This is a genomic window from Sphingomonas sp. GW822-FHT03G08, from assembly GCF_058801135.1.
In genome coordinates this window covers 471,765-488,335 of sequence record NZ_JBXAMZ010000001.1, presented here as the reverse complement: position 1 = coordinate 488,335, position 16,571 = coordinate 471,765, and the positions used below count along the sequence as shown (strand labels likewise).

At 66.2% G+C, this 16,571-nt stretch carries 13 protein-coding genes; 12 read left to right on the top strand and 1 reads right to left on the bottom strand.

Annotation, left to right across the window (positions count from 1 at the left end; translation table 11 throughout):
* Positions 1 to 9 precede the first annotated feature (9 nt).
* The 4 genes from AC1RJ5_RS02035 to AC1RJ5_RS02020 all read left to right on the top strand — a co-directional run bounded on the left by AC1RJ5_RS02035 (position 10) and on the right by AC1RJ5_RS02020 (position 5,383).
* Positions 10 to 1,614 (top strand): TolC family outer membrane protein, encoded by a 1,605-nt coding sequence (locus AC1RJ5_RS02035; RefSeq protein ID WP_269575308.1) that lies wholly within the window; start codon positions 10 to 12, stop codon positions 1,612 to 1,614.
* Between the two features lie 36 nt (positions 1,615 to 1,650).
* The gene (locus AC1RJ5_RS02030; protein WP_493111432.1) at positions 1,651 to 2,166 is read left to right on the top strand and encodes a DUF2497 domain-containing protein; all 516 of its coding nucleotides are present in this window, start codon (positions 1,651 to 1,653) and stop codon (positions 2,164 to 2,166) included.
* Positions 2,167 to 2,340: 174 nt separating this feature from the next.
* Positions 2,341 to 4,389: a S9 family peptidase gene (locus AC1RJ5_RS02025; protein WP_493111430.1), complete on the top strand. Its 2,049-nt coding sequence runs from the start codon at positions 2,341 to 2,343 to the stop codon at positions 4,387 to 4,389.
* Between the two features lie 85 nt (positions 4,390 to 4,474).
* Complete coding sequence (locus AC1RJ5_RS02020; RefSeq protein ID WP_493111428.1) at positions 4,475 to 5,383, top strand: hypothetical protein; 909 nt, start codon at positions 4,475 to 4,477, stop codon at positions 5,381 to 5,383.
* Between the two features lie 10 nt (positions 5,384 to 5,393).
* On the opposite strand, the gene AC1RJ5_RS02015 is transcribed toward AC1RJ5_RS02020, so the two are convergent.
* Entirely contained in the window at positions 5,394 to 5,816 is a 423-nt protein-coding gene (locus tag AC1RJ5_RS02015) for an MAPEG family protein (protein ID WP_493114610.1), read from the bottom strand.
* A gap of 109 nt (positions 5,817 to 5,925) precedes the next feature.
* Between AC1RJ5_RS02015 and AC1RJ5_RS02010 the strand changes: the two genes are divergently transcribed.
* The 8 genes from AC1RJ5_RS02010 (at position 5,926) to AC1RJ5_RS01975 (ending at position 16,571) form a co-directional block, all read left to right on the top strand.
* Positions 5,926 to 8,763, top strand: a complete 2,838-nt coding sequence (locus AC1RJ5_RS02010) for a valine--tRNA ligase (protein WP_493111426.1) — start codon at positions 5,926 to 5,928, stop codon at positions 8,761 to 8,763.
* Positions 8,764 to 8,935: 172 nt separating this feature from the next.
* Positions 8,936 to 9,976, top strand: coding sequence for a choice-of-anchor A family protein (locus AC1RJ5_RS02005; protein ID WP_342250242.1), 1,041 nt, complete (start codon positions 8,936 to 8,938; stop codon positions 9,974 to 9,976).
* A gap of 71 nt (positions 9,977 to 10,047) precedes the next feature.
* On the top strand, positions 10,048 to 11,496 hold the full coding sequence (locus AC1RJ5_RS02000) for an MATE family efflux transporter (RefSeq protein ID WP_269575314.1): 1,449 nt from the start codon (positions 10,048 to 10,050) through the stop codon (positions 11,494 to 11,496).
* A gap of 18 nt (positions 11,497 to 11,514) precedes the next feature.
* Positions 11,515 to 12,501 (top strand): porphobilinogen synthase, encoded by a 987-nt coding sequence (gene hemB, locus AC1RJ5_RS01995; protein ID WP_342250244.1) that lies wholly within the window; start codon positions 11,515 to 11,517, stop codon positions 12,499 to 12,501.
* The gene (locus AC1RJ5_RS01990; protein WP_269575316.1) at positions 12,498 to 13,034 is read left to right on the top strand and encodes a GNAT family N-acetyltransferase; all 537 of its coding nucleotides are present in this window, start codon (positions 12,498 to 12,500) and stop codon (positions 13,032 to 13,034) included. The genes hemB and AC1RJ5_RS01990 overlap by 4 nt, the downstream gene beginning before the upstream one ends.
* Positions 13,031 to 13,582 (top strand): GNAT family N-acetyltransferase, encoded by a 552-nt coding sequence (locus AC1RJ5_RS01985; RefSeq protein WP_342250245.1) that lies wholly within the window; start codon positions 13,031 to 13,033, stop codon positions 13,580 to 13,582. Before AC1RJ5_RS01990 ends, AC1RJ5_RS01985 begins: the two co-directional genes overlap by 4 nt.
* 8 nt (positions 13,583 to 13,590) lie before the next feature.
* Complete coding sequence (locus AC1RJ5_RS01980) at positions 13,591 to 14,121, top strand: GNAT family N-acetyltransferase (protein WP_493111422.1); 531 nt, start codon at positions 13,591 to 13,593, stop codon at positions 14,119 to 14,121.
* Between the two features lie 167 nt (positions 14,122 to 14,288).
* Positions 14,289 to 16,571 (top strand): fused MFS/spermidine synthase, encoded by a 2,283-nt coding sequence (locus tag AC1RJ5_RS01975; protein ID WP_493111420.1) that lies wholly within the window; start codon positions 14,289 to 14,291, stop codon positions 16,569 to 16,571.

Below are 16,571 nucleotides of genomic sequence, written 5' to 3'. Positions count from 1 at the left end.
AAGAGGCTCATGCGAATTTCCTCTCTGTTCCTGGGCGTCAGCCTTGTTGCGATTGCCGTGCCTGCTGCCGCGCAGACCACGACGACGCGTTCGGGCACCAGCACGCCCGTACGCGTCGAAGTCGGCACTGCGGCGCCGGCCGAGGCCGCGCAACCGACGACGACGCTGCGCGATGCACTGGTTCAGGCGTACAACACCAATCCGGGCCTCCAGTCGGACCGCGCCACCCAGCGCGCGAACGACGAGAATGTCCCGATCGCACGAGCCGCGGGCCGTCCGGGCCTGAACGGCACCGCGTCGGTCACCGACAGCATCTATGACAGCGACGCGCTTTCAGGTCCGTTCGCCGGGCCGACCCGCCAGGGCCGCGCCGGCCTCAGCGTCTCGGTGCCGGTCTATTCGGGCGGCGCCGTGCGCAACTCGGTGCGCGCGGCCGAAACCCGCGTCGATGCCGGCCAGGCCAGCCTGCGCGGTTCGGAAGCCCAGCTCTTCACCGATGCGGTGACGTCCTATGTCGATGTGCTGCGCTTCGAGGCGATCGTTCGCCTCAACCAGCAGAACGTCCATGTGCTGGAGGTTAACCTCCAGGCGACTCGCGACCGGTTCGAAGTCGGCGACCTGACCCGCACCGACGTCGCCCAGTCGGAAGCCCGCCTCGCGCTTGCCCAGAGCCAGCTCCGCACCGCCGAAGCCGGGCTGATCGGTTCGCGCGAAAACTATATCCGCATCATCGGCGCGCCTCCGGGCGTGCTCGCCCAGCCGCCGGCGCTGCCGAACCTGCCGGGCGACGTGCAGGATGCCGAACAGGCCGCGATCGCGAGCAATCCGGACCTCGAGGCGGCGCAGAAGCAGCGCGATGCCACCGCGTTCGACGTGCGTGCCGCCAGGGCGACGCGCTCGCCCCAGGTCGCGCTGACCGCGAGCAGCAACTATTATAATTATCTTGGCTCGCTGAGCGACCAGCTGCACGCCGCGAACGGCATCAACGCCAACGGCATCGCGAACAGCGTCGGCGCGCAGGTGACGCTGCCGATCTTCCAGGGCGGCCGCCCGGCCGCGCAGGTCCGTCAGGCCCAGGCGCGCCGTGCCGCGGCGATGGAAACCGTCACGCTCACCGAGCGCGGCGTGATCGCCCAGGTCCGCTCGGCCTATGCGAACTACCAGTCCTCGCTGCGGGTGATCGAATCGACCCGCGTCGCGGTCGATGCCAACAAACTCAGCCTCGAGGGCGTCCGCGCCGAGAACAGCGTCGGCACCCGCACGATCCTCGACATCCTGAACGCGGAGCAGGAACTGCTCAACAGCCAGGTCAATTATGTCACGGCGGAGCGCGACGCCTATGTGGCCGGCTTCCAGCTGCTGGCGGCGATGGGCCGGGCCGAGGCACGCGACCTTAACCTTGACGGCGGGCCGCTCTACGACCCCGAGATCAACTACAAGCGCGTGAAGAATCGCTGGTCGGACCGCAACGACGATCCCGAGCCGCAGACGGTGGGCACCCGCACCAACCAGACGCCGGTGCAGACGCCGGATGTCAGCGGCACGTCGCTCGACCCGGTGCTCCAGCGCACCGACACCACACGGCCTGTTGACATTAACCGTAAAAAGCCGTGATTACCCCACCCCGGGGCTTGCAGGAGTAGCCGGTTGATGGGGGACATCAGTAGCGAACCGTCGATGGAGGAGATCCTTTCCTCCATCAAGCGCATCATCGCCGAGGAAGGCGATGCTGCCATCGCGACGCGTACGCGTCGTGCCGGTCGCGCGACGACGGCGGTGGCGGACAAGTCCGCCACGGTTGACGAGATACTTGAGCTGAGCCAACCGGTCGAAGACGACAGTCTGGAGACGCCGACGCCGATGTCGATGGGTTCACCCACGCAGCCCGAAGCTCCCGCCAAGAAGGTTGTCGCGCCCGCCGCCGCAGCACCGGTCGAGCAGCCCGCCGAACCGATCGTGTCGGAGAGCGCCGCACAGGCGACTCGCGGCCCGCTCGAAGCGCTGTCGCGCATGGTGGTGAAGCCGGAAGTGACCGGCTCGGACACGCTGGAGGGCATGGTCCGCTCGATGCTCAAGCCGATGCTGAGCGATTGGCTCGATGCCAACCTGCCGCGTCTGGTGGAAGACATGGTCGCGAAGGAAATCTCGCGAATCACCGGGCGGTAACGGGCTGTTTTCCAATCCCACGACTAATCCGTCATCCCGGCGAAAGCCGGGATCTTAGGCGATTGTGGAAAAGAGCCGCACGAGATCCCGGCTTTCGCCGGGATGACGAAAATGGCTGGTTTGATGGTGCTGGCCGATTGTAACGCCCGCAACCTTCCGGCTATCCTCGTGGCCATGAAGCACATCCTGCTCGCGAGCGTTACGCTCGCCGCCACCACCGCGCCCGCGCTGGCGCGTGACCTCACCATCCAGGACGTCGCCACCCTGTCGCGCGTCGGCGCGCCGGCGGTGTCGCCCGACGGCCACTGGCTCGTCTGGCAGCAGCGCGAGACCGATCTCGCCGCCAACAAGGGGCGCTACGACCTGTGGCGCCTCGACCTGACGGTGAAGGGCGCCAAGCCCGAGAAGCTCGTGGCGGAAGCGGATGTCAACGAGACCAGCCCGCAATTCTCGGCCGACGGCAAGACCGTGTGGTTCCAGTCGGACAAGGGCGGCGACGATGCCGTGTGGGGCGTCGCCATCACCGGCGGCACCGCGACCCAGCTCACCCATATCCCGGGCGGGTTCAGCGGGTTCAAGGTTTCGCCCGACGGCTCGAAGCTGCTCGTCTGGGCCGATCGCAAACCCGGCGCGCCCAGCCTCGAGCCGGCGATGGTCAAGAAGGACCCCAATGCCGGCTCGGGCCGCACCTATGACCAGCTGTTCGTGCGCCACTGGGATACATGGTCGAACGGCGAGCGCTCGCAGCTGTTCGTGCTGCCCTTCGGCCCGAACGGCGCCACCGGCAACGGCACCCCGATCGTCGGCAGCTTGATCGGCGACACGCCTTCCAAGCCCTTTGGCGGGGGCGAGGAAGTGTCGTGGAGCGCGGACGGCAAGACCGTCTATTTCGCGCTGCGCGAGGCGGGGCGGATCGAGTCCAAGTCGACCAATCTCGACATCTTCGCGGCGCCCGCCGACGGCAGCTCGGCGCCGGTCAACCTGACCAAGGCGAATGAGGGGATGGACAATCTCCCGACCGTTTCGCCGGACGGCAAGTGGCTCGCCTATTTCTCGATGGCGCGGGCAACCTATGAGGCCGATCGCCAGGTGCTCCAGCTGCGCAACCTCGCCACCGGCGAAGTGAAGGCGCTGACCCAGGCCTGGGATCGTTCGGTCGGCTCGATCGCCTGGGCACCGGATTCGAAGATGATCTACGTCACCGCCGAGGATACGCAGGAGAATCCGATCTGGTCGGTCGATCCGAAGACCGGCAAGGCCACCCGGCTCACCCAGCTCGGCAATGTCTCGGCGATCGTGCCGACCAAGGGCGGCGTGGTCTATTCGATGAACAGCCTGACCGCGCCCGACGATTTCTACGCGCTCAAGGGCAAGGCCAGCACGCGGCTGACTTCGGTCAACGCCGAGAAGCTTGCCGGCGTCGATCTGCCCAAGGTCGAGCGGTTCAGCTTCGCCGGCGCCAACAACGACACCGTCTGGGGCTATTCGGTGAAGCCCGCCAGCCTGGCCGAGGGCAAGAAGGCACCGATCGCCTTCATCGTCCATGGCGGTCCGCAGGGTTCGAGCAACAACAGCTGGTCCTATCGCTGGAACCCGGCGGTGTTCGCCGGCGCCGGCTATGCGGTGGTCGCGGTCGATTTCCACGGCTCGACCGGCTACGGCCAGGCCTTCACCGACGCGATCCGCAACAATTGGGGCGGCTGGCCGCTCGAGGACCTGCAAAAGGGCCTCAAGGCCGCGACGGACAAGTTCGCGTATCTCGATGCCGACAATGCCTGCGCGCTCGGCGCCTCCTATGGCGGCTACATGATGAACTGGATCGAGGGACAGTGGCCCGACCGGTTCAAGTGCATCGTCCAGCATGACGGCGTGTTCGACGCCCGCGCCATGGCCTATGAGACCGAGGAACTGTGGTTCGACGAGTGGGAACATGGCGGCAAGGCCTATTTCGAGGACCCCGCCGCGTTCGAGAAGTGGAACCCGGTCAATCATGTCGACAAGTGGAAGACCCCGCAGCTGGTGATCACCAGCGAGAAGGACTTCCGCATCCCCTATACCCAGGGCCTGGCCGCGTTCACGGCGCTCCAGCGCCGCGAGATACCGTCCAAGCTGCTGGTGTTCCCGGACGAGAACCACTGGGTGCTCAAGCCGAAGAACTCGATGCAATGGTATGGCAATGTGCTCGGCTGGCTGGACCAGTATACCGGCAAGACCGCGCAGTAATTCGCTCGGAAATGGCTTGAAGTCCGTTAGCTAGCAGGCTGCGTATCGGGTCGTTGATCCCCCTTGTCTTTGGGGGAGACACCTGATGCGCAGCCTGCTCGCCATTCTGTTCCTGCTTTCCACCAATCTGGTCGTCGGGCCGGCGCTGGCGCAGGACGGTGTCCTTGTCGCCAACGAGCAGGACGGCGTATTCGTCGCCAATGAAACAGCCGCGCCGGTGGATGCGGCCGCGCCGCAAGCCGCCATTCCACCCCAGGCGAACCAGCCCGGCGCCGATGCAGGTGATCCGGAAGCGCCGCAGGTGATCACCGAATCGGGCAAGGCGCTGATCGTGCTGTTCGTGCTCGCGGCGATCCTAGAATCCGCCCTGGCATGGTTCTTCAACCTCGGCTTCGTCGCGGCCTTCTTCAACGGGCGGAACATCAAGCCGATCCTTTCCTGCCTGTTCGCGCTGGCGGTGACCTTCGGCTTCCAGTCGGTGCTGCTGATCGAGCTGTTCGCGAACTATGGCTATGACACCGGCGGTGCCGATGCGCATTTCCTCTGCCGGCTCATCGAATCGCTGGTGCTCGCGGGCGGCAGCGCGGGGGTGAACCGCCTGCTGCGCAACCTGGGCATCCGCCCCGTCGATCCGGTTGCCGAGCGCAACCCGGTGCCGCAGCCGCTGGATGCCTGGATCGCGGTGGAGCATCGCCGCATCGACGCCAGCGGTCCGGTGGACGTCGAGATCGGCACGGCGGGGGAGGGCGGCGCCACCAACTGGATGATCGCCGGCCAGATCACCGGCGCCAGACCGCTCACCGGCTTCGCGAAATGGCTGCTGCGCGACCGCAGCCGCTTCCCGGCGAGCGGCGGCTATGTCGTGACGCCGGGCGTTCCGATCAGCGTGCGCCTGTCCTGGACCAAAGCCGACGGCACGATCGTCCATTCGCCGGTCTGGGGACCGAACGCGCTGGCCGACCGCGCCATCGTCGACATCGACCTCGCGCTCTAGCGCGGGGAAGCTAGCCCAGGATCGTGTTCGCGCCGATGCCGAGCGCCAGCGACGGCCACAGCATCATCAGGATGCCGGCCAGGCTGACCAGGAACACGATCGTCCGCAGCACCGGCACGCCGGCGGCGTAGAGCGGCAGGTAGATGATCCGCCCGCCCAGCCAGAGCAGGGCGCCGAGCTGGGTCCAGAAGGTCTGGGTTCCGGTGATGCTCAGCGCGACGACCGCGATGATCGCCAGCGGGAAGGTCTCGAAGAAATTGGCCTGGGCGCGGCTCATCCGCCCGACGATCGGGGCGGGGGGCGGCAATTCCTCGTCACGGGCGCCCATGTTCCATTTGGTGCCATATTGCCGGGTCTTCACCTGCGCGGCCCCGAAGATGTGCACCAGCGCCAACAGGCAGCTCCACACCAGCACGGTCATTTCCAGACGCATCATCGCCTCCCTCCTCGGCTCGGTCGTTACGCATTTGTATCAACAACCTGCATCATCCGCGAGTTTTGTATCGACCCGGGGCCCGGCTCGCCGCTAAAGCCGCTCGATCATGAGCGAACTCCCCAAGACCTTCGACCCCGCCGAACTCGAATCCCGCTGGTACCAGCACTGGGAAGCCAATGGCCTGTTCCGCCCCGAGCGGGATGGCGCCGATCCCTGGACGCTGGTCAACCCGCCGCCCAACGTGACCGGCAGCCTGCATATCGGCCATGCGCTCGACAATACGCTGCAGGACATCCTGGTCCGCCATGCCCGGCTGAAGGGCAAGGACGCGCGCTGGGTGGTCGGCACCGACCATGCCGGCATCGCGACCCAGATGGTCGTCGAGCGCCAGATGAACCTCAAGCAGCAGAAGCGCACCGACTTCACGCGCGAAGAATTCGTCGCCAAGGTCTGGGAGTGGAAGGAAGAGAGCGGCGGCGAGATCACGCAGCAGCTCCGCCGGCTCGGCTGCTCGATGGACTGGGCGAACGAGCGCTTCACCATGGACGAGGGCTTCTCCAAGGCCGTCCTCAAGGTGTTCGTCGAGTTGCACAAGCAGAAGCTGCTTTACCGCGACAAGCGCCTGGTGAATTGGGACCCGGGCCTCGGCACCGCGATCAGCGACCTCGAGGTCGAGACGAAGGACGTCAAGGGCAGCTTCTGGCACCTGAAATACCCGCTCGCCGACGGATCGGGTTTCATCGAGGTCGCGACCACGCGCCCCGAGACGATGCTGGCCGACATGGCGGTGGCCGTGCACCCGACCGACGAGCGCTACGCCGCGCTGGTCGGCAAGCAGGTCCGCCTGCCGATCACCGGTCGCCTGATCCCGATCGTCACCGACGAGCATGCCGATCCGGAGCTCGGCTCGGGCGCGGTCAAGATCACGCCGGGGCATGACTTCAACGACTTCGAGGTCGGCCGCCGCGCCGGGATCGAGGCGCGCGACATGCTCAACATGCTCGATGCCAAGGCCCGCATCACCCAGACGTCCGACGGGCTGATCCCCGACGACCTGCTCGGCATCGACCGGTTCGAGGCGCGCAAGCTGGTGGTCGCGCGGCTGAAGGAAGAAGGCTTCCTGATCCCGCATGTCGACAAGGACGGCGAGGAGCATGACGCCGAACCGCGCACGATCGCGACGCCGTTCGGTGATCGCTCGGGCGACGTGATCGAGCCCTGGCTGACCGATCAATGGTATGTCGATGCCGCGACGCTGGCCAAGCCCGCGATCGAGGCGGTCCGCTCGGGCGCGACCAAGATCGTGCCGAAGAGCTGGGAAAAGACCTATTTCAACTGGATGGAGAACATCCAGCCTTGGTGCGTCTCGCGCCAGCTCTGGTGGGGCCACCAGATCCCGGCCTGGTTTGGTCACAATAAGCAGGCTTACGAGGATGCCTCGTACGAAGGCATCGACGCGAATCCCCCACACAACTGGGCGGAGAGTCATATCGTTGTGGCCAACACGGCCGAAGAAGCCCGCGCTGAGTTTGCAGCCTATTACGGCGTTGATGTCGATGCCGTAACTGAACTGGCGGCGGACCAGACTAGCGTTCCGCTCGGTCCCAAGAATCGCGATAATATCAAAATTAGCCGCGATCCGGACGTGCTCGACACCTGGTTCTCGTCGGCGCTCTGGCCCTTCGCGACGATGGGCTGGCCGGAGAACCCCGATCCCACGCTCGGCGGGCGCTATCCCAATGACGTACTGATCTCGGGCTTCGACATCCTGTTCTTCTGGGATGCCCGCATGATGATGCAGGGCTTGCAGTTCATGAAGGCGGTGCCCTTCAGGACCCTGTACCTGCACGGCCTGGTCCGCGCGGCGGACGGGCAGAAGATGTCCAAGTCGAAGGGCAATGTCGTCAATCCGCTCGGGCTGATCGACAATTACGGCGCCGATGCGCTGCGCTTCTTCATGGCGGCAATGGAAAGCCAGGGCCGCGACATCAAGATGGATGAGAAGCGGATCGAGGGCTATCGCAACTTCGCGACCAAGCTGTGGAACGCCGCACGCTTCGCCCAGTCGAACGGCATCTCGGCGTCGGAAAATCTTGAGCCGCCTACGGCAAAGCTGGCAGTAAACCGCTGGATTATCGCTGAGACGGTGGCGACCGTTCAGGCGATCGATCTCGCATTGGCAGACCTTCGCTTCGATGAAGCGGCGAATACCATTTATCAGTTCGCCTGGAGCCGTTTCTGCGACTGGTATCTTGAGCTGATCAAGCCGGTGCTGAACGAAGACGCTCAGGTCTATCCGGAAATGGGTAACGAGACGCGCGCGGTTGCCGGCTGGGCATTCGACCAGATTCTGGTCATGCTCCACCCGTTCATGCCGTTCATCACGGAAGAGCTATGGCAGGCGATGGGGGCGCGCGAGCGGAACCTGATTGTTTCCGATTGGCCTCGCGTTGACGCTGTCAGCATCGATCCAGCTGCCGCAGCCGATATCGATTGGTTGATCGATTTGACCAGCAAGGTGCGCGGCGCCAAGAACGAGCTGGGTATTGCGCCGGGCGTCATGCTCACGGCCTACCTGCGCGGCAGTAACAAAGACACGAAGCGCCGGATCAACATCTTCTACACGGCGCTGCGCAAGCTTGCTCGCTTGCAGGATGTTCATGATCAGGAAGCTCCAGCCGGTGGCGCTCTTCAGATCGTCGTCGATGAAGCGACGTTTGTTATCCCGCTCGAAGGCATAATCGACATCGAAGCCGAGAAGACCCGCCTCGCCAAGGCGATCGCAGCGGCGGAGAAGGAGCGGGACGGGCTTGCCGGTCGCCTGAACAACCCCAGCTTCGTTGAGAAGGCCAAGCCCGAGGCAGTCGAGAAGGCCCGCGCCGACCATGCCGAGAAGGTTGCTGAGGCCGAACGGCTGAGCGCGGCGCTGGCTCGTCTCGGTTAACCTCTAATTCGTCATCCCCGCCTACGCGGGGATGACGATGTTTGGGACCGGGGCGACGGTGTCGTTTCGTTGCTGCTCCCGATACGGGACGCCGTTAACCAAGCTTCGCAATTTCCCTGCTGCGGTGCAGCGTCTTTAACCAACTTCGAGTCGTAACCCCTCGGAGTTCTCCATGAGCCGCTTCCTGATGTCCGCCGGCGTTGCTGCCGTGGCGCTGTTCGCCGCTGCACCCGCTTCCGCCCAGTCCGTCGCCGGGCTCGATGCGCTGCGGACCTGGAACCTGGTGGTGCTCGGCGACCTGACCTCCTCGTCGGAAGTCGAGGGGCGTACCTTTGTCGGCGGCAACCTCAACGGCAATTCTTCCAATTATCAGATCGCGAATCCAACCCCGAGCCCGCTCGGCATTCCCGGCCTCACCGTGGTCGGCGACGTCAACGGATCGACCAAGAACCTCAACAACGGTTCGGGCGCGGTGATCGGCGGCAACGTCAACAGCGGCTTCAACCTGAACGGCGCGGCGCAGACGGTGAAGGTCGGCGGCACGATCGCCAACACCAACGTCAACCAGAACACGGTGCAGTCGGGACTTGCGGCGAGCGATCCCAGCTTCTCGGTAAACCTCAAGCAGCAGGGCAGCCTGCTCAGCTCGAGCCTGACCGACCTGTCCAAGACGCTCGGCGGCCTCGACGCGAACAGCAACCTGGTGATTGCCGGCAATCGCGGCACCTTCAACGCCACGCCGAATGCGGATGGGGTTGCGGTGTTCAACATCAGCGCGGCCGATCTCGACAAGATCGGCGAGATCCAGTTCAACCTGAACGGCGCGGACACCGCGATCGTCAATGTCAGCGGCGGAAACGTCAACCTGAACGACAATTTCCTCGGCGGCACCCAGGGGCTGGGCGAGCATGTCATCTGGAACTTCCCCGACGCCACCACGCTGAACGCCAGTACCGCATGGGGCGGCTCGGTCCTCGCGCCCACGGCAGCGGCGACCACGGGCAACTACATCCAGGGTTCGGCGGTGTTCGGCAGCCTGACCCAGAATGGCGAGTTCCATCTCGGCACCTATACCGGCACCTATAACCCGCCCAGCACCGGCACCCCCGGCGGTGGCGGCCCTAGCCCGATCCCGGGTGAGGCGGTCGGCCTGTTCGCACTGGGTGCGATCGGCCTGTGGGCCACGCGTCGCCGACGCACTCGGGTAGCTTGACCTGAACGCCGGCCAATGCTGGTGAAGGGCAGGCGGGTAGTTTCTCTTCCCGCCCAACCGAAGCGAGCATCATGGCCGGCCCTCCTCCCAGACACGACCTGACCCAGGGCCCGATCGGCCGCACCTTGCTGCTGTTCGCGCTACCGACGCTCGGCTCGAACATCCTCCAGTCGCTCAACGGCTCGATCAACACGATCTGGGTCGGCCGCTTCCTCGGCGAGCAGGCGCTGGCCGCGACGGCCAATGCCAATATCATCATGTTCCTGATGTTCTCGGCCGTGTTCGGCTTCGGCATGGCCGCGACGATCCTGATCGGCCAGTCGATGGGCCGCCGCGACGTAGAGGCCGCCCGCCGCGCCTTCGGTTCCGCGATCGGGCTGGTGATGGGCGGCGCCTGCCTGATCGCCATCATCGGCTGGGTCTTCGCTCCTCAGATCCTCCGCCTGCTCGCCACGCCGGGCGAGGCGCAGCAGATGGCACTGGCCTATCTGCGGGTGATCTTCCTCGGCCTGCCGTTCTCGATGCTCGGCGTGCTGATCCAGATGAGCCTGCGCGGCACCGGCGACTCGGTCACGCCGCTGTGGTTCATGGTGCTGAGCGTGATCATCGATGCAGGGCTCAACCCGCTGCTGATCGACGGGATCGGGCCGTTCCCGCGCATGGGCATCGCCGGCTCGGCCACCGCCACGCTGATCGCCGGGATCGTCTCGAGCCTTGGCCTGCTCGCCTATGTCTATTGGCGCGACCTGCCGGTGCGGCTGCGCGGACCCGAGTTGCGCTACCTGATCCCCGAAGGCGCGCTGGTCCGCACGATCGTCGCCAAGGGCCTGCCGATGGGGGCGCAGATGCTGGTGATGTCCACCGCCGGCCTCACCATGGTCGGGCTGGTCAACCGGCTCGGCGTCGATACCGCCGCGGCATATGGCGTCTCGCAACAGCTCTGGACCTATATCCAGATGCCCGCGATGGCGATCGGCGTCGCGGTATCGGGCATGGCCGCCCAGAATATCGGCGCGGGCAAATGGGATCGGGTCGGCGCGATCACCCGTTCGGGGCTGATCTTCAACACGATCGTCACGCTGATCGTGATCGTCGCGATCATCCTGTTCGATCGCCCGGTAATGGCGCTGTTCGTCGGTTCCGAGAGTCCGGCCATCCCGATCGCCCGCCATATCCAGCTTCTCGCCAGCTGGACCTTCCTGATGTTCGGCGCGACGATGGTGCTGTTCTCCACCGTGCGTGCCAATGGCGCCACCGTGCCGCCGCTGGTCATCCTGGCGTTCACCCTGTTCCCGATCCGCTTCGGCTTCGCGTTCTTCGGCCAGCGCTGGTTCGGCACCGATGCGCTATGGCTTTCCTTCCCGATCGGATCGGCCTTCTCGCTGCTGTTCGCCTCGCTCTATTACCGGTACGGCGGCTGGCGATCGCAGGTGCTGGTGGTGCCGCCCGAGCCCGAAAAGGTCGAGGAAGAGACGCTGGCGACCACCGAACCCGCCGGACGCTTGCAACCCAATTGCTGAGGGCGCATCAGCCCCAGCATGAGTCAGTATCCCGCGCTTCGCCTCCGCCGCACCCGCGCCTCCGAATGGAGCCGCCGGATGCATGCCGAGACCGTCCTAACCCCGGCCAACCTGATCTGGCCGCTCTTCGTCACAGAAGGGGAAGGGGAGGAGCCGATCGCCTCGCTGCCCGGCGTCTCGCGCTGGGGGCTGAACGGCATTGCCGACCGCGCTCGCGAGGCGCGCGACCTCGGCATTCCCTGCCTGGCGCTGTTCCCCAATACGCCGCGCGAACTGCGTACCGATGACGGGCGCGAGGCGCTCAACCCCGACAATCTGATGTGCCGGGCGATCAAGACGATCAAGGACGCGGTGCCCGATATCGGCGTGCTCACCGATGTCGCGCTCGATCCCTATACCGCCCACGGCCATGACGGCATCGTCGACGCCAATGGCTATGTCCTCAACGACGAGACCAGCGCGGTGCTGGTCGACCAGGCGCTGGTCCAGGCCGAGGCGGGGGCGGACATCGTCGCCCCGTCGGACATGATGGACGGCCGTGTCGGCGCGATCCGCGCGGCGCTGGAGGCGAACGGGCACGTCAACGTCCAGATCATGGCCTATGCCGCCAAATATGCCTCGGCTTTCTATGGCCCGTTCCGCGACGCGGTCGGCTCGCGCGGGCTGCTCAAGGGCGACAAGAAGACCTATCAGATGGACCCGGCCAATGCCGAGGAAGCGCTGCGCGAAGTCGCGCTCGACATCGCCGAGGGCGCCGACAGCGTGATGGTCAAGCCGGGCCTGCCCTATCTCGACATCATCCTGCGGGTGAAGAGCGAGTTCCAGGTGCCGGTCTTCGCCTATCAGGTGAGCGGCGAGTATGCTATGATCGAGGCCGCGGCGGCAGCGGGCGCCGGCGAGCGCGAGGCGCTGGTGCTCGAGACGCTGATGGCCTTCCGCCGGGCCGGCTGCTCGGGCGTGCTCACCTATCATGCGCCGCTGGCGGCGAAGCTGCTCGCCCGGTGATCGAGACCGCCCGCCTGCGCCTCCGCCCCTGGGTCGAGGCCGACAAGCCGGTGTTCCATGCCCTCGCCAATACCCCGGCGATGATGGAGCATTTCGGCGGCCCGGTGCCCCAGGCCAAGCACGACGCGATCATCGACAAGATGATCGACCAGCAGGCCCGCCACGGCCATTGCATGTGGCTGGTCGAGATCCGCGAGACCGGCGAGATGGCGGGGGTCTGCGGCGTCCGCATCGGTGGCCATCCGAACACGCCGGTATCGGACGAGCTCGAGATCGGCTGGCGGATCGGCGAGAAATTCTGGGGGCAGGGCATCGCCCGCGAGGCGGCCGAGGCGAGCATCGCCTGGGGCTGGGCCAATACCGACCGCCCGCGCATCGCCGCCTGGACGGTGATCGGCAACACGCGCAGCTGGGGCCTGATGGAGCGGCTCGGCATGCGGCGGCGCGCCGATCTCGACTTCCGGCATCCCGATTTCGCGCCGGAAGACCCCTTCGGCGCGATGATCGTCTACGCGATCGACCGCCCGGCATGATCGAGACCGAACGTCTCCGCCTGCGGCCCTGGAGGCCGGAGGAGCGCCCGGCGTTCGATGCGATTTTCAATACCGGGCCGATGATGCGGTATCTGGGCGGGATCCAGCCCGTGGCGAAGATGGACGCGATGTTCGCGCGTCGGCTTAATGACTATGCCCATTTCGGCCATTGCTACTGGGCGACCGAATTGCGCGACACCGGCGAGCTGATCGGCAGCTGCGGCATCCGCATCGCATCGGACTATCCCCCGGGTGCGCTGGTCGCCGGCATGCCGGAGATCGGCTGGCGGATCGCGGAGCCGCATTGGGGCAGGGGCTATGCCCGCGAGGCGATCGAGGCAAGCATCGCCTGGGGCTGGGCCAACCTCGATGCCCGGGCAATCGGGGCCTGGACCACGATCGAGAACCAGGCGAGCTGGGGCCTGATGAAGCGCCTGGGCATGACCCGCAGGCCCGATCTCGATTTCCACCACCAGGGCTATCCGCCCGGAGACCCCGTCGGCGCGCAGATCGTCTATGTCCTTACGCGCCCCGGAACGACCGACTAGGAAGCATGATGATCGAAACCTCCCGCCTGATCCTCCGCCGCTGGCAAGACAGCGATCGCCCTGCCTGGCACGCCATGGGCCGGGATCCGGCAGTGATGGAATTCCTCGGCCCGCCGCTCAGTGCCGAGGATGCCGATGCCGCAATGGCGCGCCAGAACGCGCTGCTCGATGCGCACGGCTATTGCTTCTGGGCGATCGAGCGCAAGGAAGACGGCGCGTTCCTCGGCTTTTGCGGGCTCAAGCCCGGGCCCGAGGGCACGCCTTTGTTCGGGCAGGTCGAGATCGGCTGGCGTCTGGCCGCTACCGGCTGGGGCAAGGGCTATGCGCGTGAAGCCGCGCAGGCCAGTCTGGACTGGGCATGGGCAAATCTCGATACGCCCCAGGTCGCGGCGATGACGGTGCTGGGCAACACCCGCAGCTGGGGCCTGATGGAGCGGCTGGGCATGACGCGCGCGCAGGACGAGGACTTCATCCACCCCAATGCACCCGACTGGCTCAACCCGCACATCACCTATCGGATCGCGCGCCCGGCGGACTGATGGCGCGGCGCAAAAGGTAGCGGAAACATCCTGGCCCTTTACTAGCAGGACGTCCTCTGCTTGCCTCCGCGGTATGTTCGTTACGTATCCCGCACAATCCTTCCCCCAACCTCGGTTCAGCGATCGGCAAGCCGAATCGGCCCAGAGCGGCAGGGGGCGCTGACGGGATGGAGGGCAGCATCGAAGACGTGACGCCACAGGCCGGATCGCGCACCACGCGCTGGCTGTTCGTGGCAGCGATCCTCACCGGATCCTTCCTGCTCTTCCTCGTCCAGCCCATGGTCGCGCGCATGGCGCTGCCGCGGCTGGGCGGCGCGCCGGCGGTGTGGAACAGCGCGATGCTGGTCTACCAGGCGCTGCTGCTCGGCGGCTATGCCTATGCGCACTGGCTCGGCCGTGTGCCGCCGCGCATGCAGGCGAGCATCCATATCGGCGTGCTGATCGTCGCCGCGCTCTGGCTGCCGATCGGCGTGAGCGCCACCGAGTTGCCGGGCGATGCCGAGCCCGCGATCTGGGTGCCCTGGCTGCTCATCGCCTCGATCGGCCCGCTCTTCTTCGCCATCTCGGCCCAGGCGCCCTTGCTCCAGCGCTGGTACAGCCTGGCCAGCCATGGCCGGGATCCGTACGCGCTCTACGCAGCGTCCAATATCGGCAGCTTCGGCGGGCTGATCGCCTATCCGCTGATCGTCGAGCCGACATTGGCGCTCAAGGGGCAGAGCTGGCTGTGGACCGCCGGCTATGTCCTGGTGCTCGCACTGGTTGCCACCTGCGCCGCCCGCCTGCCACGCCAGGCCGAGGGCGAGCCGCACGTCGCGCATCACACGCCCGCGCCGCCGCGCCGCCGCGTGCTGCACTGGATTATTCTGGCCTTCGTCCCCTCGGGACTGATGCTGGCCACCACCACCTTCCTCACCACCGATATCGTCGCGGTGCCGATGCTATGGGTGCTGCCGCTCGGCCTCTATCTGCTCAGCTTCTCGGTCGCCTTCCGCGACAATGCGGTGCTGCCCGACATCCTCACCCGCTTCGCGCCGGTGATCATCCTGATGTTCGGTGCCACGCTGATCGCCGGGCACCAGCAGCTTGCCTATCTCAATGCGCTCATCGGCCTGCTGCTGCTGTTCACCGTCTCGGTGACGCTGCATGCCCGCATGTATGCCCTGCGCCCGGCACCGGACCGGCTGACCGGCTTCTACCTCGCCATGTCGTTCGGCGGCGTGCTGGGCGGCGTGTTCGCAGGTCTGCTCGCGCCGATCCTGTTCGACTGGACCTATGAATATCCGCTGCTGGTGTTCGCCGCCGGCATCCTCAGCCCGCAGATCTTCCTGCTGCCGGTGATCCGCGATTTCTGGCTGCACGGCGCCAGTGGCAAGACGGTCCTGATCGGCGCGCTGGTGGCGCTGCTGGTCTGGATCGGCATCGCCAATCCGGGGCAGTTGCTCGGCGAGATGCACGAGCAGATCGCCTTTGTGCTGGTCGCCGTGCTCGGGCTGGTCGCGGTAGGGCGGCGTCCGGCCTATCTGGCGGCGCTGGCGGGCGGGCTGATCCTGTTCGGCGGCTATCGCTCGATCCAGCTCTCGCTCTCCGACGCGCGCACCCGTAGCTATTTCGGTGTCTACACCGTCACCGAGTACAAGAACGAGAACCAGCTGGCGCACGGCACCACGCTGCACGGCATCCAGCTAAAGGGCGCGCAGTCGACCCAGCCCACCACCTATTATGTTCCCGGGTCAGGCGTGGGGCAGGCGATGCAGGCGCTGCCCGAGCTTTACGGGCCGGCGGCTCGTGTCGGCGTGGTCGGCCTCGGGACCGGCACGCTCGCCTGCTATGCCAAGCCCAGCCAGGCGTGGCGATTCTTCGAGATCGATCCGGCGATCGTCCAGCTCGCCCGCGATTCGGGGAAGTTCACCTTCCTGCGCCAATGTGCGCCACAGACCCGGATTTCGATCGGCGACGCCCGGGTGCGCCTTACCGAATCGCAGACCGCCAGCCTCGATCTGCTCGCGCTCGACGCCTTTTCGTCCGATTCGGTGCCGATGCACCTGCTCACCCGCCAGGCTTTCGCCACCTATAGCCGGGTGCTGGCGCCGAACGGGCTGCTGCTGGTCCATATCTCGAACCGGTTCATGGCGCTGGCACCGGTGGTGTCCGCGGCAGCGCGTGACGGGGGATGGAAGGCGATTCGCCTGTCCTATGAACCTGCGCCGCATTTCATCGCCACGCCGCTGCCGGGCGGGGGCACCAAGGTGGATCAGGTCGAGCCAAGAGCCGAATCGGCTTCGGAATGGATTGCGCTCAGCCACGATCCCGCGGTGCTGCAGCGGCTGGCGGCACGGGGCGGGGGCTGGCGGCAGCTCAAGAGCTGGCCGGAATTCCAGCCCTGGACCGATGACTATGCGTCGGTGATCCCGGTGCTGCGCGTTCTGCACCCAGACCTGACGGAAGACTGA